Genomic DNA, 19,003 nt, shown 5'->3' on the forward strand with positions numbered 1-19,003 from the left:
TGCCCCGTTAGAACCTCAACCTGCCGTAACTTCGTGACAATCTCTTCGGGCTTGGGGCGCCTGTTGGCCATGTATTTCCTCCGTTTTCCTAAACATAGCGGAGGACCACTTCAGTGGGGGAAGACCAATGGCTTATGCACTGTCCAACACCAACTCCGCCTTCAACCTCTCGGCCAATCTGCACGCAGTGGCAGAGGCCTGGAAAACCGCAGGCGTGAAACGCGCGATCTTCAACCGGACCTTCAACGAGCTCAACGCGCTCGGGGACCGCGAACTGGCCGACATCGGCATCGCCCGCAACGAGATCCGGACCCTGGCGAGGGATCTGGCCGAACAAGCGGTCTGACAAAACGGAATTCCTGAGGATGCCGATCCTGCGCATCTCGATCACGCGGGCCGTCACAGCGGCCCGCGTTTTGTTTTCCGGCGTGGTGGATAAAGCGGCAGCGGGCGTGGCAGATCGACGGCGACGCCGACGCGGCAAGAGCGCTCCTTGAACGTGCTCTTGGAGTGATCTGTGAGTTCAGGACGGACGTCGAATGAACTCTTTGAGCCCACCATGGCAATTTCAATAGTGCCTTCCTCCCGGTTGCAGAAACAAGTTCGCAACATCGGATCAGAAGAAATCGTGTTGACGAAGTATATTTCGGCCATGGAGAGCGCGTGCGGAGGAATAAATGGCCGTGGGGAACGGATGGAGCAACATGGCTGTCGTTTGTTCTCTCGACACCGTCACTCTTATGCCGGTGCGGACCCAACTGGTGTCCGCGGCCAAGCCCAATCAAAGGAACGACGGAAGCGTCACGTTACGGAGACGGATTCTCCAGGCCCCATCAGCGATGTTCACGGTTGCCAGCAAAACCACCGCGAGAATGTGTTAGGATTCCCGAACAAATTTATGAGGTAGGAAAAAATGCCGATGGAGTCCTCGAGTGTAGCCCAGTTCGATCCCCGAAAGATCGAGATCGATACGGCGAGGATCTTGGCGCACAAGCCAGAGCACTACGCAGTCATCGACGTCGGTTCGAATTCGATGCGGCTGGTCGTCTACGACGATCTGTGCAGAGCGCCCTTTCCCCGGTTCAATGAAAAGGCCTTGGTCGCGCTCGGCGACGGGCTCAATGACGCGGGCTATTTCACGGACGACACTGTGGAGCGCGCTCTTCAGGCAATCGCCCGCTTCAAGGCTATCGCAAATGCAATGGGTGTGACGCGGGTAGACGTTCTCGCGACAGAGGCGATGCGCAAGGCCAAGAACGGCAAGGACCTTGTCGCCAAGATCGAGGAACTGACCGGGTATTCGCCGAAGCTCCTGTCCGGCGATGAAGAGGCAACCTATGCGGCGATGGGGGTGATCTCGGGGTTTTTCCAGCCGCGCGGCCTGGTCGGAGATATCGGCGGCGGTAGCCTCGAAATTGCCGAGGTTCTTGGCGACAGGGTTGGCGATCGCAAGGTGAGCATGCCGCTCGGCGCGTTGCCGGTCCGCGCCATGATGAAGGAGGATGAAAGAGAGGCGAGAAAGCGCATTGATGCGATCCTGAAGGAAAGCTTGCCGCCGGTGTTGACGGATTCCACGTTCTACGCGGTCGGTGGCGGTTGGCGGGCTTTGGCGCGCATTCACATTGCGATGAAAGACTGGCCGATCGGTGTGGTTCACGCCTACGAACTTCCCATGGAAGAGGTCGCCGAATTGGCCAAGTCGATCTCTCGGATGACCCCGGAAGAGATCGCGCAGCTTCCCGATGTGCCCAGCCGCCGTGTCGAAACATTATCGGCCTCCGCGTTGGTCATGTGGCGTGTGCTGCGCATGTTGAGACCAGACCGGGTGGTGTTTTCGGCCCTCGGGCTTCGAGAGGGCTGGCTCTATGCCCAGTTGGACGAGAAGGAGCAGTATCGCGACCCGCTGATCGAGGGAACCCTCGCTGCGGGACTTCCGGATGCGCGTGTTCCGGAGTTTCCCGAAGCGCTTGCAAGGTGGACCGAAGGTCTTTTTCCGGGCGAAGTCCCGAACAATCGCCGCATTCGTCTGGCGGTTTGCGCGCTGACCGACATTGCTTGGCGCGACCACCAGAAAGTCCGTGCCTCCGATAGCTTTCTCCGTGTCCTTCAATTCCCATTTATCGGGATCACCCACCCAGAGCGCGCCTTCCTGGCCACTGCAATAATGGCGCGCTACGGCGGGAAGCCGGCGAAACTGGACACCCGGGCGACCGACACCTTGACGTCGAACGCGGTCCGGAAGGCGGAATTTCTGGGGCGTACGCTGCTGTTGGGGCATCGCTTTTCAGCCAGCGTTCCGGAGATCCTCGAACACGCCGAGATCATCGTGGAGTCGAACGAAATACGCCTGGTGATTAAAGAAGGGTCCGACGTGCCGGACAGCGATGCTGTGAAAGACCGATTGGAAAAGCTGGCAAAAGTCTTCGACCTGGACGCGTCGATCGTGTCTGTGGGAACGTAGCCCGACGGTACGTTGACCGATTTTCCGGTGGGCCAGCCTCAGTTTCCCTTGCGCATTGCAGTGGCTGAGCGTGTTCGCAAAGTCGCAAAGCGGACCTCCGACCAAGACTGGCGTTTTCCTGATCCGCTATGATACCCTAGACCGTCTCGGCAAACGTTCCATCGCGCAGAGTGCTTCCCGGCATTCGTTTCCTGCGGTGTCTTGCTGTGTATACGCGACAGGCGGTCGTGTTGACCTCGACCATCCGGCCATCGGTTTTGTCGGCTTTTGTCGATGTGTGGCGATTATTGTCATGAATACAATGGCATATCCCCTGTGATGCACTCCCCATGTGGCGGCCGGAAACGGCGGATCAATCGAGTGGTGGGGGGCATGGCGAAGCGGACAGCAGACAAGTTCGACGATACGGCGGCTTCGTGCGGTGCGCAGGCCATCACGCAAAGGCCACTGTCTGACCTGGTGCCCTATGTGCGCAATGCCCGTACTCATAGCGATGCGCAGGTGGCGCAGATCGCGGGGGCGATCCGGGAGTTCGGGTTCAACAACCCGGTGCTGGTGGATGACGGCAATGGCATCATCGCCGGGCATGGCCGGGTGCTGGCGGCGCGCAAGCTAGGGCTGGAGCGGGTGCCGGTGATCGAGTTGGCGCATATGAGTGATGCGCAGAAGCGGGCCTACATCCTTGCCGACAACCGGTTGGCTGAAAACGCGGGATGGGACCGGGACCTGCTGTCGTTGGAACTGGCGGACCTGTCGGACCTCGGCATCGACCTCGGCGACCTCGGCTTTGACGGGGCGGAGCTTGACGCGCTGTTCGACCACGGCGAGGCGGATGGCCGCGAGGAGGAAGTGCCGGAGGTGCCTGCAAAACCGGTCTCACGCCCCGGCGATCTCTGGCAGCTGGGCCCGCACCGCCTGTTCTGCGGCGATGCCACGGACCCGGACGCCGTGAAGCACCTGCTGAACGGCGTTGCACCGCACCTGATGGTCACCGATCCGCCCTATGGCGTGGCCTACGATCCGGCCTGGCGCAACGCCACCGGGGCGGCAAAGACAAAGCGCACCGGCAAGGTTCTGAACGACGACCGGGCCGACTGGCGCGAGGCCTGGGCGCTGTTCCCGGGAGACGTCGCCTATGTCTGGCACGGCGCGCTGCACGCCGCGACCGTGGCCGAGAGCCTCATTGCCAGCGGCTTCGAGATCCGCAGCCAGATTATCTGGGCCAAGAAGCGGCTGGTGCTGTCCCGCGGGCATTTTCACTGGCAGCACGAACCGGCCTGGTACTGCGTGCGGGGCAGGGCGCATTGGTCCGGCGACCGCAAGCAATCGACGCTCTGGACCATTCCGACCCGCGACCAGGACGCCACCACGGTGCATGGCACGCAAAAGCCGGTGGAGTGCATGCGCCGTCCGATGCTCAACAATTCCAGCCCCGGCCAGGCCATCTATGAGCCTTTCGCGGGGTCCGGTACCACGCTGATTGCCGCCGAAAGCACAAAGCGGGTCTGCCTGGCGATGGAACTGGATCCGGCCTACGTCGATGTCTGCGTGATGCGCTGGCAGGACTATACGGGCGGTCAAGCGGTGCTGAACGGGGCTGACCGCACGTTTGCCGAGATCACGGCCGAAAGGCAGGAGGCAGCCGCATGAGCCAGTCGCGCAGCCTGTCCGCTGTCGAGGCCACGGCCAATGTTCTGGTCGGCTGGTGCACGGCTTTCGTCACGCAGTTGCTGGTCTTTCCGGCCGTGGGTCTGCAGGCAGGGCTCGGGCAGCATGTCACGCTGAGCCTTGTCTTCACCGCCCTGTCCTTCACCCGCAGCTACGTTCTGAGACGTGCCTTTGCGAGGTGGGGGTGATGGGACGTCGGGCCATCATCCTAACAGAGGACCAGGTCCGCGAGGTCGAGACGCTGGCGGCGCTGTTGAACCTCGACCAGATCGCCGACTATTTCGGGATCTCAAGGACCACCTTCCGGGCGCTGCGGGACCGCGATGAGGAAGTTGCTGCCCGCTATAAAAGAGGCAAGGCGAAGGCCATTGCGCATGTGGCCAACGGGTTGCTGCAAAAAAGGCGCGGGCCGGCGACACCACGTCGTCGATCTTCTATCTCAAGACGCAGGCGGGCTGGCGCGAGACGGCACTTCCGGACGGTTCGCAGGAAGACGCTGGCGATTACGCCGAGATGTCAGAGACGGAATTGATCGCGCGGTTCCGGATCGCGCAGCAGGTGGTCAGCGATGCGCTCGGCCAGCCAGAGGCTCTGATCCTCCCGGAGCCGGGGTCATGAGGGCAGGGCGCAAACCAAGGCCAAAGCCGGCGACCCTGGCCAGGACCCGACTCTCGTCTCTGCCGCGCTGCCCTGCCCATCTCGATCATGTGGCGCAAAAGGAATGGCGGCGGCTTGCCGCGCCGATGTTTGAGGCCGGCCTCCTGACGCTGGCCGACCGGGCAGCCCTTGCAGCCTATTGTCAGGCCTACGCCCGCTGGGCCGAGGCCGAGGAACGGCTCAAGGACACCCCGGCGCTGCTGAAGACGCCCAGCGGCTATGTCCAGCAATCGCCCTGGCTGACCGTGGCCAACAAGCAGATGGAACTGATGGGTCGGTTCATGTCCGAACTTGGCTTGACCCCGGTAGCGCGGACCCGGATCCAGCCGACCCCCGAGAACCAGGGTCGCGAGCCGATCACCTTCGTCTGGCGCACGATCGTCAACCCGGAAGACGATACGGGCGACGCGCCAACCGAGCACGTCAAGCGCCTGCCGCGGCCCGGGAATGACGGCTGATGGGCGGTGGTCGCGAATACACTAACCACCTGATCTTATGTACAAAACTGCCAAACGAAGGTTGCGCAGGTCTGTACATGGGGCTCAGCAGGATCATCGCCTACGAGCGGGTCTCGACGGCCCGGCAGGGTCGCTCGGGCCTCGGGCTGGAGGCACAACGCAGGGCCATCGATGCTTTCGCGACCGCCCGCGACGCGACCATTCTCGCCCGCTTCACCGAGATCGAGAGCGGGAAAAAGAACGACCGACCGGAACTGGACAAGGCGCTGACCCTGGCAAAGCTGACCGGCGCCACTCTGGTCATCGCCAAGCTCGACAGGCTCAGCCGCAACGCCGCCTTTCTGCTGACTCTGCAAGGCAGCGGTGTCTCCTTCCTCGCCTGCGACCTGCCCGAGGCCAACGACCTGACCATCGGCATCATGGCCCTTGTCGCTCAGCAAGAACGCGAGGCCATCTCCAGACGCACCAAAGAAGCCTTGGCGGCTGCCAAGGCGCGGGGCGTGAAGCTAGGCAATCCCAACGGCGCGGCGGCGCTGATACGGGCTGGCAAGGGCGGCACAGCGCTGCAGGAGACCGTGCGCTGCAATGCCGACGCCTTCGCCGAGGACTTGCGTGACGTCGTGACGGCCATCCAGGCCGAAGGCTACACGACCCTGCGCGCCTTGGCGGAGCAGTTGAACGCCCGCGGCATCCAGACCCGGCGTGGCGGACGCTGGCATGTCTCAAACGTGCGGAACCTGCTGGGACGGATCGAGCGGGTCGAACAGGCGACATGACCCGGGAACCAAGGGCCGTCTCGCCGACGGACAGGCTGTACGCAGCGCCTTCCGGATGTCGGCAACCCTCAGAGCACGAAATCATCCGCCGTCAGGCCGGTGACGCCGCCCACGCGGATCTCGGCGTCGGCTGTGCCGTCGCCATTGGCGTCCAATTGCACGATGGTCGAGCCGGTGGCCGTCTCGATCAGCCGCAATTCGAAGTTGCCCGAGGGCGCGAAGGCGGCGGTGCCGCGGAACTCGAACACACCCGGCGACAGACCCGCCACGACGATCAGGTCCACGCCCTGTTCGAAATCGAGGATCTGGTCACGGTTGGCGCCAACCACGGTTTCCGCAAGGCTGCGAAAGACGAAGTTGTCCGCATTCTGCCCGCCGGTCAGGAAATCGCGGCCCAGCCCGCCGGCAAGATCGTCCTCGCCGGCGCGACCGCGCAGGATGTCGTTGCCGCTGCCACCTTCCAGGATGTCGTCGCCGCTGCCGCCGTCCAGCGTATCGTCGAGGGGACCCCCGTCCATCGTATCGCTGCCGTCTTGTCCCACCAAGAGGTCATGGCCATAGCCCCCGGCGACATAATCGTCCCCGGAGTGCGCGTTCAACGTGTCGTTGTTGTTGCCGCCGTCGAGCGAGTCGTTGCCCGGGCCACCGAAGAGCGTATCTTCACCGGTTCCGCCCAGAAGCGTGTCTGCGCCTTCCCGGCCGACAAGGAGATCCGGATCCGGGCCACCGTCGAAGAGGTCGTTCGAGCGGCTGCCGACGAGCGTGTCCGGCCCGCTGCCACCGCCGACCGGGCCAGAAACAGATCCTTCGAGTCCGCCATCGTAGCGGTCGGCGCCGGCCAAAAGATAGATGGAGCCCGAGACCTCGCCGGTGTTGATGACGGTTTCGTCTCCGAGATCGCCTGAAATCAGAGTAGGAGACTGGCGACCCGAGATGATGCCATGGTTCACCAGCAACCCGCCGTTGGGAGAGCCGATATTGATGCTGCTGACACCCATGACGCCGGTATTGGTCACGCGGGCATGCCACGCCCCGAATAGGTCGATCCCGTGAGAATAGAAGCCGCCGGAGTTGTAGACCGAGATGATGTCGAGCTTTCCGTCCCCCTCAAGGAAGTGGCCGCCCGATAGGGTGCCGTAGTTGGCAAAATTCATCGTGAGCACAGCGCTGGAAGCTCCGCTGTCTACGATCCGGCCTGATGCCGAAATCGTCCCGTGGTTATCGATGACTGACCAGGTTCGGTTCGAACTGGGGTAAAAGGCACTCCCCTCCACAGCAGTAATGAAACCATAGTTCGTGATGCTCGCAAAGGTCTCACCTATGTTCACGGTGGAGGTTCCGGTAATTGTGCCGTAGTTGACGAGACCGCTTCCAGAAGCGCCGCCGCTGGACAGGACCACCGCAGTCCCGGGCGCGGAAATATTGACACCGTCCAGTACGATCAGGTCGTTTCCGCTAGTCACAAACACCGGGCTTGCGGTGCTGGTCGATTGGTAGACAAGTGCCATGGCGCAGTCCCCTTCTCTGGACCGCCGCAACTGGAATCAGCCGCAACGTCGGTTCAAAACTAAAACCCTAAACCAAACTAGAGGAATTTCGAATTTGAAACTTGACAAGTATCGAAGCGGCTGAAGAAGACAGTGAAGGTAGTCAGGTCGTGTGTGACCGTCCGGAGATGTAAATACATCCGTTGCCCGGCAGCAGCTCAAGCGTCAGTTCGGCTACGTGAAAACACGCTACCGCGGTCTCGCCAAAAAAAACCGGGTGTGAATCCCGGAGACAAAATGGACAGCGGAAACGGTCGGGTGATCTGACCGTCGCGGAGTAAAAGTCCGCATCTTGTGCCCGAGGCCAACGACCTGACCATCGGCATCATGGCCCTTGTCGCTCAGCAAGAACGCGAGGCGATCTCCAGACGCACCAAAGAGGCCTTGGCGGCGGCCAAGGCGCGGGGCGTGAAACTGGGCAACCCGAACGGCGCGGCGGCGCTGATACGGGCTGGCAAGGGCGGCACAGCGCTGCAGGAGACCGTGCGCTGCAATGCCGACGCCTTCGCCGAGGACTTGCGCGACGTCGTGACGGCCATCCGCGCCGAAGGCTACACGACCCTGCGCGCCTTGGCGGAGCAACTGAACGCGCGCGGGATCCGGACCCGGCGTGGCGGTCGCTGGCACGTCTCGACCGTCCGCAACCTGCTGCGGCGTATGCAGAGCGTCCCCGCCATCACCCCAAATGCCTGATCCCTCTCCACCTTCCGGCACCACACGTGATAGCCGTTGAAAAAAGAAACACGAACGAGGTCAGACCATGAGCAGAACAATCGTCAAATCCCTGTGCGTCCTTATGCTTGTCGCCGGATGCAGCGTGGCCGGAGGGCGCGTTGTGGTCCAGGGCGCCGGACCGGACGACCTTCTGAAGCTGCGGTATGGGCCAGGGCTCGGGTACAAGGTGAAACTGGGATTGCCAGACGGCACCGAATTGGTGCGCCGGGACTGCGTGACCGAACTCGGCCAACTCTGGTGCCGGGTCTCGCTCGCGAATGCGCCCGGCATCATCGGATATGTCTCCGCTGACTATCTCTCGACGCCGTGACCTTCCTCGCTGTCATGGACCGCCAGCACTCAAAGCCGGGTCAGGGCTGTCGGACCATGTCGTGCTTTGTCGGAAAGTGACAGGGTTACAATGGCTTGCCGCTTGGCATATACTGCGAGTGACCCCGGGGGTGGGTCTATCTCTGCAGGTTTTTGACCGGGACCGGCGGGAGGAGCCAAAACGCACACATTGCCATAATTCGAACCGGGGGGTGAGAGATGCGCGGACGCAAACCCAAACCCAGCGGCCTGAAACTGGTCACCGGAACCGAGCGCGCAGACCGCGCCAACCCCGACGAACCACGACCTCAGTCCGACTGCCCGGAGCCGCCTGATCACCTGAAAGCTGAGGCCCGCGCGGAATGGGACCGGGTATGTGGGCAGCTCTGCGCTTTGGGCATCTTGTCCCAAATCGACCGCGCGGCTCTCGCTGCCTATTGCCAAGCCTACGGCCGCTGGGTTCAGGCCGAGTCCGCCGTTGACCAGATGGCACACCGCGATGCCGTGACCCACGGCTTGATGATCCGCACCCAAGGCGGCAACGCCATCCAGAACCCGCTGGTCGGCACCGCCAACAAGGCCATGGCCGACATGATGCGCTACGCCGCCGAATTCGGCATGACCCCCAGCGCCAGGACCCGTATCCGCGCCGAGGGCGACGGCGATCCCGATGCTTCAGTGCTGGCCGAGTGGGGGCTGTGACGAGCATAAGTCCAGCGCATCGCCGCAGCGCAGGCCCAGAAGCATGTCACCCACAACGAGGCGCTGCGGTGGCTCGACAAACTCGTCCAGCTCTCCGTCCTCGACCGGGACCTTAACGTCGCGCTCTGGACCGACCGCGCGTGGCTGCGACTGCCGCCGCGCAAAGGCTGGCGGGCTGGCGGATGTGGCACAAGGATGAAAACCTGCTGATGGTCTACGGCGGATCTGGCTGGGTCGGGACGACACCGGACACGCATCAGAACCTTGCGCTGCTGAGGCTCAGCGCCACGGCCGTTTCCTCGAACCCGTTCGCGGCCAAGCTGAACGCAGCGCTGTGGACCGCAAAACGAAAACCGTGGCTGAAACCGCGGCGCAGGGGGCAGCAGGGCTGTTGAATAGCACACCGATTGGCATGGCCGGACATGACGATACACCGTCGGACGCGTGCGCAGTGACCGCGCTGAATAGGCGCTTGTCGCGGTCTATACACCACTTGAAACCCGGTTTTTCCTTGAGGCCGTGGCGACCTGACTGCCCGTGATCTCGGGGTACGAATTGTTCTTTTTTCAAAGTGTCCATACATGCGGGAATTGCGCGAGCAAACGCCTGGAGGAAGCCGCCCAGCGCCAAGCTCTGTAGACGCGAGAGGGCGCCGCATGAAGAGCACAATTGCCACCGTTTCGATCTCGGGAAACCTGCGCGATAAACTGGATGCCATTGTCAAGGCGGGTTCTTACGGCAGCAGCTCACACGGCATGTGATCGCCAGCTATTCCGGAGTGTGATTGGGGTCCGGAACGAGGCCATGTCTTCACTTTCCCTAGCGGTGATGTCTTAGTGGAGCTTTCGCATTCCGGTGACACAAGCGTTTGAGCGGCATTTAAAAACTGCGATAATCGAGGCGCGAAACTCGAGTTTTGAGCAGCCGTCTTAGGTCACGGTTTACCGTATTTAATACAGCCAAAAGGTGCGGGTTTCCCGGAAAAGTTGAAGGTGTACCTGACAACCGTGTTTGGTATGAATGGCATGAGGCATTCTGCGGACATCCGTGGAGGAAATGAATGCGGTTCTATATTGCAGACGACACCCGCGCCTTTGCAGAATACTGTGCGGACGTGGCCGAGAAAGTCGGCTGGAAGGTCACGATCTGCTGTGACGGGAGTGAACTCGTAGATCAATTGAGGCTTGAGGAGACCCCGGCCATTGTGTTTGTGGACATCCAGATGCCGGTTATCGACGGTATCGAAGTGATCGAGGAACTGAAGACACTTACTCGAAAGCGCCGCGTACGTTTCGTTACCGGTGGTCCACCGGGCTCTGCTTTGGGCGCCCGTATGATTGCCGATGCGCGCGGAATGGATACGGGACGCTTTCTGACCAAGCCCGTTAGCCTTGCCAAATTGCGAGGAGTGCTGGCAGAAGAGGCTGAACATCTGAAAAATTGAAGCCAAAAAGCTGGCTACCCGAGTGCTGTGGCGTGAAACGACGAAAGGACAAGTCGAAGCAGCGCCATCGTCGTTCTTCCCCTTTCCTGTATGCGGGGCGGCAATTAACTTTCTGAAGATCTATCTAATGGGTGCGGACACTTGAAGATTGCGAAAAGCATGAACGGGATCGGGAAACCTGACCGCGAAATCATAGTCCCGTTCCTGTTGGCAATCGCGTTTTTGGCCGCCTCGTTTGTTATCTTCCTTCTCGACATGGGCAGCACAGCGGCGCGCCTACAGCGTGAGACGCAATTGGCCGGGTCTAGCTTTGCTGCACGGCTTGAGGCGCATCTGAACACGCGTCTGGAGGCGGGCGAGCTTTTGGGGCAACGTTTTGTAGGCGTCAATGATGTCGACTTTGATGCCTTTCGCGCCGAAACAGAACTCTTGCACGACTTGTTCGACGATTTCCAAGCTCTGAGTTGGGTCAACTCCGAGGGCGTGATCGAGATAGTGACGCCGGAAGAGGGAAATGAAGCGGCGCGCGGGCTTGATCTACGGCAGTTGCCTCTTCCGTCGGCGGCCCTGACGCGAGCTGAGAACAGCGGAAACATGCAGGTGACGCCGCCCTTGGAACTCGCCCAAGGCGGTGACGGCTTCACCGCATACGTTCCCGTTAGAGGTGACACGGGCCGCAAGGGCTTCATCAATATCGTGTTTCGGTCTGCCCCTCTAATCGAAAGAGTGCTGGCGGAGAACAGCGACCTTTCGTTTCATTATGGTGTTTGGGATGGCGACCGCAGCGTATTTCGTTCTTCCGGCAATGCAACTGCAACAGAACTCACCTACAAACATGCCGTTCTTGTCGGCGACCGTGAGTGGCAATTGCTGGTTACGCCTACTGATGAACGCGTCAAGCAAAGCGAGTCCCTGATCGGCGAGGTCGTTCTGGGGTTTGGTGCTCTGAGTGCACTCTTGTCGGGAGTCACCAGTCACCTCGTCTTCAGACGGAACAAGGCGGCCAGAGAGAGCCAGGCGCGGTTGCGCGACATTGCTGACAACATCCATGACATCGTCTGGGTGAACACGCCGGACTTTCGCGAGACCCTCTATGTCAATTGCGCATTCGAAAAGCTCTTCGGTGTGTCACTCGCAGAAATAAGGCAAGACCCACAGGCCTGGAGGCGTGGGGTGGTGCCAGAGGATGCCGAGATCATCGCGAAAACAGCGGCAGAGTTCGCGGCCCGGGCGGATGGCGTTGAAAACGTGGGCCTAGAGAGCCTTGTATATCCAGTCTACCGTGTCATTGGCCCGGATGGAGACAAACGTCAAATCTATGCGCGCAGCGTCGCCATTCGCGACAGCACAGGAGAAATTGAGCGTTTCGTTGGCGTAGCTACGGACGTAACAGAACTCCTGCAGGCACAGCACGACTTGCGCGTTAGCAACGAGCGTCTTCTCCAAACACAAAAAATGGAGGCTATAGGACAACTCACAGGGGGCGTCGCGCACGATTTCAACAATCTTCTAGCGGTGATCCTCGGGAACATCGAACTCATCGAGGATGAGCCAAAGTCGAACGACTTCCGCGGGTATCTGGCCGCTGCGAAGAGCGCTACACATCGCGGCGCTGACCTGACAAAGAGCCTGCTCAGCTTTGCAGGACAATCGCGACTTAATCCAACGCCAACGGATCTGAACGAATTGGTGTACGAGGTGCAGACTTGGTCATCTCGAGTTCTCCCCGAAACTATCGAAGTCGAGGTTTCGCTGTTCGCGGGTCTCTGGCTAACTGAAGTCGACCAAGGCTTGACCCAGAATGCGCTACTGAACCTTTTCCTGAATGCACGCGACGCGATGCCGAACGGCGGCAAGATAAAAGTCGAAACGTCGAACCTGCGGATCGGTGACGATTACACCCTGACCTGCGACGAGAATGTAGAGCCGGGACGGTATGTGTTGCTGACCGTCGGTGATACGGGTGAAGGCATACCCGAGGAATACCTGTCTCAGATCTTCGAACCTTTCTTCACGACGAAACCTGTCGGAAGCGGCTCCGGCCTTGGGCTATCCATGGTACAGGGATTCATGAAGCAATCTGGTGGAACTGTTCGCGTCCATTCCGAAAGAGGCAGCGGTACAACGTTCAAACTCTACTTCAAGGCAACGGAAACAGCGGAAAATGCCACTTCATGACCGCCCCCTCACGAGAAATCCATCGCCGCGACTCAGGGGCCGCGCCAGCTCCTATTTTTGGAGTGCCTTGGCAATCGCCGCGAGCAGGTCGCTTCTTTGAACCGGCTTCATCAAGCGGATGTCTTCTGGTCGTAGCCCGTTGCCGTGCACCGTTGCCTCGCTTGCATAACCCGACATGAAGACCACTGGGAGATCAGGGCGCAATTGTCGGAGGGCCTTGCTCAATCCGGTGCCCTGAAGTTTGCCGGGCATCACGATGTCCGTGACCACAAGATCGAAATCTGGGTTCGCCTGAAACAGAAGGAGTGCCTTGTCGCCAGAGGCGGCAACGGTCACACGATGCCCTCCCTTTTCGACCGTTTTCGCCAGAACCGAACGCACTTCATCATCGTCTTCGACAAGAAGGATCTTCGCGGCCCCGCCGAGGTCAGGAGCTTCGGAGGACACTAAGTGGCTGTGCGGCTCCTGCAGTCGTTGCTTGCTGGGGAAATAGAGCTTGAAAGTTGTGCCGACGCCTGCTTCAGAATAAACCTGAACCGTCCCTCCGGACTGTTCCATAAAGCCTTGGATCATCGACAAACCCAGCCCAGACCCGGACCCCGGTGGCTTGGTGGTGTAGAACGGTTCGAAGATACGGGGCAGATCTTCGCTGGCTATCCCGTGTCCGGTATCCGATACCGCCAGCATGACATAACGACCGGGCTTGATTTCGACCCTGCGTGTATCCAGATAACCTTGCTCGATCCGGACATTCGCGGTCTCAATGGTCAGTTTGCCGCCGTCTGACATTGCATCACGGGCATTCAGGATCAGGTTCAGCAGAGCGGCCTCGGTCGAAGAATTGTCGGCCTCGATCTCCCATAGATCGGCCAGAAGAGAGGTCTGAATTTCGATGTTTTCGGGCAGAATACGCCCGGCCCAATTGCGTGTTTCGGCAACCAAGGCGTTCAGCTTGATAGGTTTTGGCTCCAACCGCGCCTTGCGCGCAAAGGCCAGCATGGAGCGGGTCAGATCGGCGCCGCGCCGCGTGGCGTTGATGCCGGAGTCGATCCACGCGATCTTTTCTGGATCGCTCTCTTCGTCGCGCAACAGCTCCAGGTTGCCCATGATCACCGCAAGCAAATTGTTGAAGTCATGCGCGACGCCCCCGGTCAGTTGCCCGATAGCCTTCTGTTTCTGGGCTTGGTGATTCAGGTCCTTCTGGCGCTCCAGTTCCTGGTCCTTAAGAGCTGCCTCTGTGGCGTCGAAGACCATGCAGACCATATGCGTGCTGCCATCTTCAAGCCGTGTTGAATTTCCGTAGCCTTCCAGCCATTTTTTCCTGCCGCTTGGGGTGGTGATGGACCAGGTTGCATGCCAAGGACGCGCTTCCACGACGGACGCGGTCAGTTCGTCGTTCAGGGCCGTCAACAGATCCTGATCATCGCAGAGTTGCCAGCCTGCAGCGGGGTTGGCCTCCAACACTTCAGGTTCGATTTCCCAGATCCCAAGAGCGGCGTCTCGGTTGATGAAACGGACTGTGTCATCCGGACCCGGCCCGGCCCAATCTGCCGGGACGGTGATCGTGAAGACCGCCCCGCGAATGTTCTGCATTACGGCCTGCAACTGCCCCTCTGCTTCCACCCTCTGTCGTTCTGATTGTCGGCTTGCGGTAATGTCTCGAACCACGAGAAGCACGTCGTCGGAGTCTTCGACCGGACAAAGGCGGGCTTCGAAATCCTTTACCTTGCCCCGAATGTCCAGTTGATACTCCCATACAGCCAATTCTCTGCTCTTTCTGACTTGGCCCAAGTGTTGCAGAAACAAACTGCTAGCTTCATCTGGCAAGAGGTCCTGCATGCGCCTACCTAGGAAGTCATCGGGCGACATCATGAGGTTGGACCTATCGCCGGAGTGAAAATTGAGCGTCCGTCCTTCCCCGTTCAGATGAAAGAAAAGGTCGGGCAGGGCAGACAGCAAGGCTGACATCTGTTGTGAAGTGCGCCTTTCAGCGTCTTCCGCGAATTGCCCTCGCTGCATCAGGTCTCTGGCACTTCTGACGAATTGCGCGACTTCCGGGTGCGCATTTTGCATGCTAGCAGGGAGCCCATCCTTGGTGTCGGCATTCCCTTCGAGAAGCATCAACTCGGCTTGGGCGACGCGCATAGGCATCAAAAAAGAGCGTTTGAAGCCACGTGACGCGAGAACCCAAATCCCGAATGCGGCAACTGCCAACAGAGCCAGATGAACCAACCCATGGGTATTGGCTTCGGCAATACCGGCATTGACCGGTATGCCGATAGTCATGGTCAGCACGGATGTCCCGTTCAATTCTAAAAGCGCCCGATAGTCAAAAACCCTCCGTACCCCGTCCGGGCCGGTAAAAAGCGAGGTGTCGGTCGAGAGCTGAGGATCAATCGATGCAACCTCGACGATCGACTTTTCAGCGAGCCCTGCCCGGACGGGATATTGCGCCAGCAAAGTTCCTTCGGCATCGAAAACACGCGCCACACTTCCAGGCGGCAATTCTGCTGCGGCCAACGCGGAGGTCCACCAATCAAAGGAAAGGAACGCCAGCGTGGCACCTGCAGGTTGCTCGGCGTCCTCCGAGCCGGGGACCGGGTAGGCAAAACTGATTGTTTTCTGGCCGTCGGCGCTGGAGAGTTGAGAGGTTCCGACGTTGAAAATTCTCTCTTGTATCGCGCGGCGGAGATACTGCCGGTCGACCACGTTCACACGGCTCGGTAAAGGCAGCGCACTGCAAAGAAGCTCGCCATCGTCTCGCGCCACGCCAAAATTGGCGTAGCCGGGTTCAATCGACAGCAGATCCGCGAGGTATTGACCGCATTCAGGTGCAGCAGGATCGCGGGCCACGGGGGAGATCGAGACCGTCATCAGCAGCTTCCGTGTATCCTCCACAAGAGCGTGCTGCGCTTTGACTAAGTCTTCCGCAAGCGATCGCGCTTCAGCCGTTTGTGCTTTCAATGCGTGATCCCGCTCTTCGAGCGTATGCCAGACGACGTAAACTACAAGTGGCATCACGATGAAAATGGCGAGAAGAATAAACTGCACCTGCAGCCTTCGGATAGCTTTGGCGAGGAAGTCAGAAAGGTTCTTTGATCGTGGTTCGACCATGTTCAATTCACCCGTCCCGATCTATGCGATAACATGCAATAGCGCACCACGTCTCCCGTTGAAACCTCCATTGACCTTGGCGAGGCATTGTCGGCACTGCAACAAATTGGTCGTTCGAACCCCAGATGCTGGTGGGTGGAGCGTTGTAGCCCGCACGGTTCTGCGTGGTGGTATTCCACGAGAACCTGCGCAAAATTGAAGCCGAGCGGCAAGCCCCCCATTTTTGCTCGCGGATCCGACCGTTCCAAAACCCTGAAGAGATCTTTGCGGTTTTCCTGCCTAAGCTGTCAGAAATAATGCCTGCATCCCTGGCTGCCATTCCCTAGATTCGTATGAAAGCGTGCAAACTCGTAGATTGCCGTGGGTTGTCTGGCCGCGGCGGGGAGGCCAGTAAATCCTCTGAGTTCAAGGCTTTCGGCGCGACACGGGCACGGTAATTTCCTTTGCTGAGGACACTTCAGTTAAGCGGCTCCTTTCATACGCGGGTTCTTGGCGTCAGCGCTGGTTTCTTTCCAAGCGTCCACGTTGAAGGTGGCAACCGAAACTGCCAAGGCCGCGGCTTGGTTCATGAGGATTTGGATTGCTGCATTATTTTCTTCGAACATCGCCGCGTTCCGTTGAGTGGCTTGGTCCAGTTCGTTCGTAGCGCCGCTTATGTCGCCGATACCGCGTGCCGTCTCATTCGTGGCCTGGACGATCTCGCGCAGTTTCCCTGACGTATCTTTGACGCCGCTGAAGATATTCTTCAGGGCGTTCTCACACTCCTCGACCAGACTCACGCCGCGTTGAACGTTTCCGTCGGCGGTTTCGATTAGCGCCGAGATTTCATGGGCGGAGTCGGCCGATCTTTTGGCAAGCATTCGTACCTCGGACGCAACCACAGCGAACCCGCGACCTGACTCGCCGGCTCGGGCGGCTTCGACGCTCGCATTCAAGGCCAGTAGGTTGGTTTGATAAGAGATTTCTTCCAGCAATTCTAGGAATTTACCAATCGCAGCGGAAGACGCCTGGATTTCGCCCATGGCGGACATTGTGCGTGCCATAAGATCTTGTCCGGCCTTGGCCCGATTAGAAATCAGATTGATCTCGGAGAGAGCGGTTTCAGCCGACACGGCCGCGGATCGAACCGCTACGGACACTTCTTCGATCGCTCCCGCCGTTTCTTCCAGTCTGGCCGCGTTTTTTTCGGTACGAGATGCCAGTTCGCCGGCGGACGCAGATAGTTCTTGTGTGGTGCCGTCTACCTCCGTGGAGGTGATAGCAACCACCTTCATCGTTTGCGTGAGGCTCTCGGCCGTCAAATTCATCGACGTTGCAATGTCTCCGAAAACACCTTGGAAGCCAGCAGGCATCCTGTAGGTAAGATCACCTCGCTTCAAGTGATCTAGCGCTTCCCGTACTGCTAGCAGGCCTCTGTTGGCTTCTTCGCCGATCTGGTTGACCCTCTCGCAGATCTCCAGAAATACGCCTCCCTTGTCTGCGGTGTGCAATTGGCGTGAGAAGTCACCGTTGGCGCAAGCCTTGACCACTGCCGAGATTTCCCCTGCGGCATGATTTTGTTTGTCGACGAACGCTCTGATTGCGGACACCATCACTCCGACCTCGGTGCGCTTCGAGGCTCTCGGAAGTTCGACGTCATGATCGTCGGCCGCCAGTCTCTGCATCTGTGCGGTCAACCGTGACACCGGTCGCACCACCGAAACGAAAACCGAGGCGAAGACGACCATTGTCACTGCGAAGGCCGCGATGAGGCAAAACGTAATTAGGCGAGTATTGCCGGTACGGGTCTCGGTCTGGGTGGTGATGGCCGTGGCCTGTGCTTCCGCGGCGGTCTGGGACAAGTCTCGTAATTGGGAGGCATAGCTGGCGATACTGTCGTCTAAAGTTGTTCTAACGCTGGCAAGTGACTCGCGGCGCTCAAGCCAAGCCAAAACCACTTTCTTGTAGTCATCTAAAAGCGCGGCGGTTTCATCTGCGAAATCCGGATCAAGCACTTCGGCTCGCAACGCCTCGTCCAGCGCCTTCTCGATAGACCCCAACACCTCTTGCGGCTCCACCAAGGTGCCGGCGCCGGCCTCGGCTACGGCACGCCTCAGTTCGGCAAACTGCCGCGCTGCGTTTTGCAATTCGGAGCTATCGTCAAAATCCATCTCGAGCGCGATCCGGGTTTCCACCAGCGCCGCCGCGTTGCTCAGCCGTACAGTATCGTTTTCAACGATTGATATGCCTTTACCATCGGAAGCCCGCGAGACGCTGTAAGAAACGACGAGGCCTAGTTCCTCCTGCAACTGGACCAGCTTTTCGAGCTGATCATCGATGGTCTCGAAATTCAGAAGAAGTTGGTCAATGTCGCTTTTGTCGCCAGCATTCACGGCTTCGATCGCTGTCCAAGCCTTGTCTCTCGCTGCAGTCAGCTCTGCAGCGGTGTCCGGCAGCGGCAACAGGAGAAACGCTCCTTTGGCGGCCGAAAGGGCCTGCGCAGCCTCTAGCGCTGCGGTGGTGCTTTCCTGCAATCCGGCGGCCTGCCTCACCTCAAATTCGGCAGCAGAAATCGCAGTGTCGCCGCGAAGGATGAGCCAGCCGCAAACACCTAGAATAGCCAGCAGCAGCGCCCCGCCAAGAACAGTCATCTCAACTAATGTGAGTGCCCAACGCGTCGACCCTGCAATGATTGTGTGCCCATCGTTCTTCACAGGGTCTACCATCGTCGTCTCCAAGGAGTCTCCCATGGGAAGATTGCCAGCATAGTTCGTACAATGCGTTAATTGGAGCCGCACAAGTGGACGTAAGCTGAAACTGCAGGCGGCCCGATTTGTTGGGGGCAGAGCACTTGAAGTGGCAGGGGGGCACGCGACAGATTCGTTTTGTTCTTCTCGTCGTTGATGCGGCGGCCCGCGATGGCGCCTTGCTCATCCGACTGCGGGCAGAGTCACCACAAAAGTCGTGCCTGTTCC

General features: G+C 59.6%; 17 protein-coding genes. 13 read left to right on the plus strand and 4 right to left on the minus strand.

The features are described from left to right. Window positions 1–127 precede the first annotated feature (127 nt). A complete protein-coding gene (locus ACTXGA_RS24150) occupies window positions 128–346 on the plus strand; it encodes a DUF1127 domain-containing protein (protein WP_443397271.1) in 219 nt (72 codons plus the stop codon). A 53-nt stretch (window positions 347–399) separates the two neighbouring features. On the opposite strand, the gene ACTXGA_RS24155 is transcribed toward ACTXGA_RS24150, so the two are convergent. After that, a complete protein-coding gene (locus tag ACTXGA_RS24155; RefSeq protein WP_443397272.1) occupies window positions 400–654 on the minus strand; it encodes a hypothetical protein in 255 nt (84 codons plus the stop codon). A gap of 259 nt (window positions 655–913) precedes the next feature. Between ACTXGA_RS24155 and ACTXGA_RS24160 the strand changes: the two genes are divergently transcribed. From ACTXGA_RS24160 to ACTXGA_RS24180, 5 genes are all read left to right on the plus strand, one after another. Continuing rightward, the gene (locus ACTXGA_RS24160) at window positions 914–2,461 is read left to right on the plus strand and encodes a Ppx/GppA phosphatase family protein (protein WP_443397273.1); all 1,548 of its coding nucleotides are present in this window, start codon (window positions 914–916) and stop codon (window positions 2,459–2,461) included. A gap of 372 nt (window positions 2,462–2,833) precedes the next feature. Further along, on the plus strand, window positions 2,834–4,111 hold the full coding sequence (locus ACTXGA_RS24165; RefSeq protein ID WP_443397274.1) for a site-specific DNA-methyltransferase: 1,278 nt from the start codon (window positions 2,834–2,836) through the stop codon (window positions 4,109–4,111). Further along, entirely contained in the window at window positions 4,108–4,317 is a 210-nt protein-coding gene (locus tag ACTXGA_RS24170) for a DUF7220 family protein (protein ID WP_443397275.1), read from the plus strand. The genes ACTXGA_RS24165 and ACTXGA_RS24170 overlap by 4 nt, the downstream gene beginning before the upstream one ends. A 555-nt stretch (window positions 4,318–4,872) precedes the next feature. Beyond that, entirely contained in the window at window positions 4,873–5,244 is a 372-nt protein-coding gene (locus tag ACTXGA_RS24175; protein WP_443397276.1) for a phage terminase small subunit P27 family, read from the plus strand. A gap of 77 nt (window positions 5,245–5,321) precedes the next feature. Then, on the plus strand, window positions 5,322–6,020 hold the full coding sequence (locus ACTXGA_RS24180; protein WP_443397277.1) for a recombinase family protein: 699 nt from the start codon (window positions 5,322–5,324) through the stop codon (window positions 6,018–6,020). Between the two features lie 68 nt (window positions 6,021–6,088). On the opposite strand, the gene ACTXGA_RS24185 is transcribed toward ACTXGA_RS24180, so the two are convergent. Further along, complete coding sequence (locus ACTXGA_RS24185; protein ID WP_443397278.1) at window positions 6,089–7,528, minus strand: calcium-binding protein; 1,440 nt, start codon at window positions 7,526–7,528, stop codon at window positions 6,089–6,091. Window positions 7,529–7,861: 333 nt separating this feature from the next. Here ACTXGA_RS24185 and ACTXGA_RS24190 point away from each other — a divergent pair, with 333 nt between their 5' ends. The 7 genes from ACTXGA_RS24190 to ACTXGA_RS24215 all read left to right on the plus strand — a co-directional run bounded on the left by ACTXGA_RS24190 (window position 7,862) and on the right by ACTXGA_RS24215 (window position 12,935). After that, the gene (locus tag ACTXGA_RS24190) at window positions 7,862–8,260 is read left to right on the plus strand and encodes a recombinase-like helix-turn-helix domain-containing protein (RefSeq protein WP_443397279.1); all 399 of its coding nucleotides are present in this window, start codon (window positions 7,862–7,864) and stop codon (window positions 8,258–8,260) included. Window positions 8,261–8,327: 67 nt separating this feature from the next. Further along, window positions 8,328–8,612: an SH3 domain-containing protein gene (locus ACTXGA_RS24195; protein WP_443397280.1), complete on the plus strand. Its 285-nt coding sequence runs from the start codon at window positions 8,328–8,330 to the stop codon at window positions 8,610–8,612. A gap of 218 nt (window positions 8,613–8,830) precedes the next feature. Further along, window positions 8,831–9,313, plus strand: coding sequence for a phage terminase small subunit P27 family (locus tag ACTXGA_RS24200; protein WP_443397281.1), 483 nt, complete (start codon window positions 8,831–8,833; stop codon window positions 9,311–9,313). A gap of 140 nt (window positions 9,314–9,453) precedes the next feature. Further along, entirely contained in the window at window positions 9,454–9,708 is a 255-nt protein-coding gene (locus tag ACTXGA_RS24205; protein ID WP_443397282.1) for a hypothetical protein, read from the plus strand. A 261-nt stretch (window positions 9,709–9,969) separates the two neighbouring features. Continuing rightward, window positions 9,970–10,074 carry a ribbon-helix-helix domain-containing protein gene (locus ACTXGA_RS24490; protein ID WP_504434223.1) on the plus strand — a complete coding sequence of 35 codons (105 nt, stop codon included), beginning with the start codon at window positions 9,970–9,972 and terminating at the stop codon, window positions 10,072–10,074. A 299-nt stretch (window positions 10,075–10,373) separates the two neighbouring features. After that, the gene (locus tag ACTXGA_RS24210; protein ID WP_443397283.1) at window positions 10,374–10,757 is read left to right on the plus strand and encodes a response regulator; all 384 of its coding nucleotides are present in this window, start codon (window positions 10,374–10,376) and stop codon (window positions 10,755–10,757) included. 141 nt (window positions 10,758–10,898) lie between these two features. Next, window positions 10,899–12,935 (plus strand): ATP-binding protein, encoded by a 2,037-nt coding sequence (locus ACTXGA_RS24215; protein WP_443397284.1) that lies wholly within the window; start codon window positions 10,899–10,901, stop codon window positions 12,933–12,935. Between the two features lie 51 nt (window positions 12,936–12,986). Here the strand turns inward: ACTXGA_RS24215 and ACTXGA_RS24220 are convergent, their stop codons facing one another. Both ACTXGA_RS24220 and ACTXGA_RS24225 read right to left on the minus strand, forming a co-directional pair. After that, window positions 12,987–16,049, minus strand: coding sequence for an ATP-binding protein (locus ACTXGA_RS24220; RefSeq protein WP_443397286.1), 3,063 nt, complete (start codon window positions 16,047–16,049; stop codon window positions 12,987–12,989). Window positions 16,050–16,510: 461 nt separating this feature from the next. Continuing rightward, complete coding sequence (locus ACTXGA_RS24225; RefSeq protein WP_443397285.1) at window positions 16,511–18,766, minus strand: methyl-accepting chemotaxis protein; 2,256 nt, start codon at window positions 18,764–18,766, stop codon at window positions 16,511–16,513. Between the last annotated feature and the right edge of the window lie 237 nt (window positions 18,767–19,003).

Origin of the sequence: Antarctobacter jejuensis, from assembly GCF_052266595.1 — a bacterium.
GTDB classification, from domain to species: domain Bacteria; phylum Pseudomonadota; class Alphaproteobacteria; order Rhodobacterales; family Rhodobacteraceae; genus Antarctobacter; species Antarctobacter jejuensis.

Bases quoted from the DNA above. Each gene is read 5' to 3' on its own strand.
- ACTXGA_RS24150 (WP_443397271.1), top strand. From the start codon at position 128: ATGGCTTATGCACTGTCCAACACCAACTCCGCCTTCAACCTCTCGGCC.
- ACTXGA_RS24155 (WP_443397272.1), bottom strand. From the start codon at position 654: ATGGCCGAAATATACTTCGTCAACACGATTTCTTCTGATCCGATGTTG.
- ACTXGA_RS24160 (WP_443397273.1), top strand. From the start codon at position 914: ATGCCGATGGAGTCCTCGAGTGTAGCCCAGTTCGATCCCCGAAAGATC.
- ACTXGA_RS24165 (WP_443397274.1), top strand. From the start codon at position 2,834: ATGGCGAAGCGGACAGCAGACAAGTTCGACGATACGGCGGCTTCGTGC.
- ACTXGA_RS24170 (WP_443397275.1), top strand. From the start codon at position 4,108: ATGAGCCAGTCGCGCAGCCTGTCCGCTGTCGAGGCCACGGCCAATGTT.
- ACTXGA_RS24175 (WP_443397276.1), top strand. From the start codon at position 4,873: ATGTTTGAGGCCGGCCTCCTGACGCTGGCCGACCGGGCAGCCCTTGCA.
- ACTXGA_RS24180 (WP_443397277.1), top strand. From the start codon at position 5,322: ATGGGGCTCAGCAGGATCATCGCCTACGAGCGGGTCTCGACGGCCCGG.
- ACTXGA_RS24185 (WP_443397278.1), bottom strand. From the start codon at position 7,528: ATGGCACTTGTCTACCAATCGACCAGCACCGCAAGCCCGGTGTTTGTG.
- ACTXGA_RS24195 (WP_443397280.1), top strand. From the start codon at position 8,328: ATGAGCAGAACAATCGTCAAATCCCTGTGCGTCCTTATGCTTGTCGCC.
- ACTXGA_RS24200 (WP_443397281.1), top strand. From the start codon at position 8,831: ATGCGCGGACGCAAACCCAAACCCAGCGGCCTGAAACTGGTCACCGGA.
- ACTXGA_RS24490 (WP_504434223.1), top strand. From the start codon at position 9,970: ATGAAGAGCACAATTGCCACCGTTTCGATCTCGGGAAACCTGCGCGAT.
- ACTXGA_RS24210 (WP_443397283.1), top strand. From the start codon at position 10,374: ATGCGGTTCTATATTGCAGACGACACCCGCGCCTTTGCAGAATACTGT.
- ACTXGA_RS24220 (WP_443397286.1), bottom strand. From the start codon at position 16,049: ATGGTCGAACCACGATCAAAGAACCTTTCTGACTTCCTCGCCAAAGCT.